This is a genomic window from Gordonia sp. (in: high G+C Gram-positive bacteria), assembly GCF_049299075.1.
Lineage (GTDB): Bacteria > Actinomycetota > Actinomycetes > Mycobacteriales > Mycobacteriaceae > Gordonia.
The window spans coordinates 1-2,904 of sequence record NZ_JBAQWU010000523.1; the positions used below are offsets into that span (position 1 = coordinate 1).

Annotated in this window: 3 protein-coding genes; all 3 read left to right on the top strand. The window is 65.2% G+C overall.

Annotation, left to right across the window (positions count from 1 at the left end):
- Positions 1-323 precede the first annotated feature (323 nt).
- Entirely contained in the window at positions 324-785 is a 462-nt protein-coding gene (locus WAW85_RS16610) for a hypothetical protein (protein WP_422560688.1), read from the top strand.
- Positions 782-1,162: a hypothetical protein gene (locus WAW85_RS16615; RefSeq protein ID WP_422560689.1), complete on the top strand. Its 381-nt coding sequence runs from the start codon at positions 782-784 to the stop codon at positions 1,160-1,162. The genes WAW85_RS16610 and WAW85_RS16615 overlap by 4 nt, the downstream gene beginning before the upstream one ends.
- Positions 1,163-1,230: 68 nt before the next feature.
- The gene (locus WAW85_RS16620; protein WP_422560690.1) at positions 1,231-2,709 is read left to right on the top strand and encodes a ThiF family adenylyltransferase; all 1,479 of its coding nucleotides are present in this window, start codon (positions 1,231-1,233) and stop codon (positions 2,707-2,709) included.
- Positions 2,710-2,904 lie beyond the last annotated feature (195 nt).

Here is a 2,904-nt window from a genome sequence, read left to right on the forward strand (position 1 = left end):
CAACCCGCCGGCCGGAACTCTGGATCGGTGGCGAGGCGGCGCAACCCCTCATCCAAATAATCCTGTTCCACGCGTCTGTTCTCCATCACCCATCGGCTGATGACATGAATGTCGTCACCGAACTTACCTGCCTGCAGAGGGTGCCTAGCGCTCGACGCGCCGTGCACTAAGTACACTCGTCATCACCCATGAGGTGATACACAGAATACTAGTATGCTAAAATAGAGGTGAGCGTGGACCCCCGTGAAAGTCGGCCGGACATGTCTCGGCTGTAAGGCGAGGTCCAAGTGGGTTTTGCCACCTAGTTCCAGGAGGAAGCGGAGATGACAGATCTTCAGAAGGATGGACGGGAGCAGGACTCTCGTCGGCATCGGCACATCACCATCGACGACGTCGAGTTCGACACTGTCGATGACGACCAGGAGGCGGCGTCCCTGCTGCGTCTCGCCGGTCGCGACCCGAAGGACTTCGACCTCTTCATCGTCGACAAGCACGGTGTCGAGACGCACATCAAGGACAAGCAGATCGTCGACCTGCGCGACGGCGGACGGTTTCGCACCCGCCGCAAGGTGCGCTTCACCATCGACGGCGAACACCACACCAGCTGGGACGACGATCAGACCGCCGCCGCGTTGCTGCGGCTGGCCGGTGTCGACCCCGCCAAGTACGACCTGGCTCGAGTCAACGCTGCCGGCGGTCCCGAGACCTTCACTGGAGATCAGATGGTGACCATCCATGACGGGGACGAATTCGTCACCGCCAGGCACGTCGGAGGGGTCGCGTGACCGACCTGCCGCCACCTGGCTCCCCTGCACGCCGTTTCGTCGACGACATGATCGCCGCCGGGGCGCCGGTGCGGGCCGAGTCCGGACGTTTGATGTTCGACGTCCTCGCCGTCGGCGGCGCGATGGCCGGGCAGTGGGTGGCGACCGGTGTCAGCTTGGCCGAGGTGCAGACCTGGCCGCAGGTGCCGCCCCACTGGGTGCATCTGCCCGAGACCGTGGTGTTCGCAACCACCAACAGCGACACCACCGACTGCCCACCCGGGTGGCGGAGGCACTCCCGTGAATTCACCTTCACCGACACCTCGATCTCACTGGCGACCGCCTGGCTGAGTCACGTTCGCGGCCTGCTGTCGCTAGCCATTGCGCCCGCGGCCTAAGCCAGGCACTCGACGGTCCAACAGACAGCAATCTGAGACTCATCAAGTTTTCGAGGAAGGACGCCGACATGCCGTACTCGGTCGTAATGACGGGCTCGGTGCACGCGACGATGCGCGAGCACCTCATCCGTGACGACGGGCAAGAAGACGTACTCGCCGCCACCTATCTGTTGTCCAGCGGCGTGCGGCGCACGACGGCGGTAATCCGGAGCGTGATCCCGCCTCGGGACGGGGAGCGGCTGGTGCACGGCAACGCCTCCTTCACCAGTGCCTACGTCCTGCGTGCAGCAGCTGAGGCCCGCACTCGCGGTGAAGGGTTGGTGCTGTTGCACTCCCATCCCCGCGGGCGCGGCTGGCAGGACCTCAGCGACACCGACCACGACACCGAAGCCGACTACGAACGTGTCGCACGTGCGTACACGAAGATGCCGCTGCTCGGCATGACCCTCGCAGGCCGCGACGACGGGTGGTCGGCTCGCTTCTGGCTCGACGACACCCGCCCAAGCTGGGCGGAGTCGGTGCGCTGCGTATCCGACAAGTTGGTCGTGACCTGGAACGACACTCTGAGACCCGCACCGCAGCCGACCGCATCACAGCATCGCACCGTTTCAGCGTGGGGTGACTCCGTACAAGCATCGACGGCCCGCTTGCGCGTTCTGGTCGTCGGCACCGGCAGCGTTGGACTCGACGTCGCCCAACGACTTGCCGCTACTGGGCTCCTCGAAGTCGGCGTCATGGACTTCGACGCCGTCGAGGCCGTCAACCTGGATCGCATGATTGGCGCCACCCGGCTTGACGCCGCCATGGGCCGCGCGAAAGTCGCCGTTGCCGCCCGGCTCATGGCCTCCGCAGCCACCGCCAGCGACTTCCATCCCGTCGTGCACGAGGTGAGCGTCACCGACCCCGCCGGGCTTAAAGCCGCCTTGGACTACGACGTCATCTTCTCTTGCGTCGATCGGCCCTGGCCGCGAGCAGTACTCAACCAGACCGCCTACGCTGACCTCATCCCTGTCATCGACGGTGGCATCGCTCTCGACACCTTTGCCGACGGCAGACTGCGCAGCGGCATCTGGCGCGCCCACACTCTCGTACCCAGCCGGCCCTGCATGGTGTGCTTGGGCCAACTCGAACTCGGCGAACTCAGTCTCGACATGCACGGCCTACTCGACGATCCCACCTACATCGCCAAGACCGGCCGGCAGGCACCCGCCGGTCAAAACGTTGCGGCCCTTTCCGCCAGCGTCAGCGCCGCACTCCTCGCCCAGTTCGTAAGTCTCGTCGCACATCCAGGCGGACGCGGCGTCCCCGCACCGCTGCGCTACTTCCTGGCACCGCATGACCTCGAACACTCCACCGCGACGACCGGGCAACACTGCAGCTACGAGTCCGAAACCGCGACTGCAGACCATCGTCCAACGCTCACCAAGGCTCAGGCGGAATGGCGGCGCATCGTCACCGAACGCAACCACCGAAAGCCTCCGCTACGGCTGCGGCTGCTTGACGCGGCGCACCGGGCACTGCAGCATGTGACCTCCCGGACGGTGTAAAGCCCATCTCCGAAGCCGGAAGCGCGGCCGGAGTAGGAATTGGCAGTCCGCACGGGTTGACAACCTTGATCTGGTGCAGGCTTCTTCTCGATGCGGAGCTGCGGACTTTTAATCCGCAGGTCCCAAGCTGGTCGGCCACGACCCGGCACGGTCTGGAGCTGCCGGGAATCGAACCCGGGGCCCGCGGAGCCACTG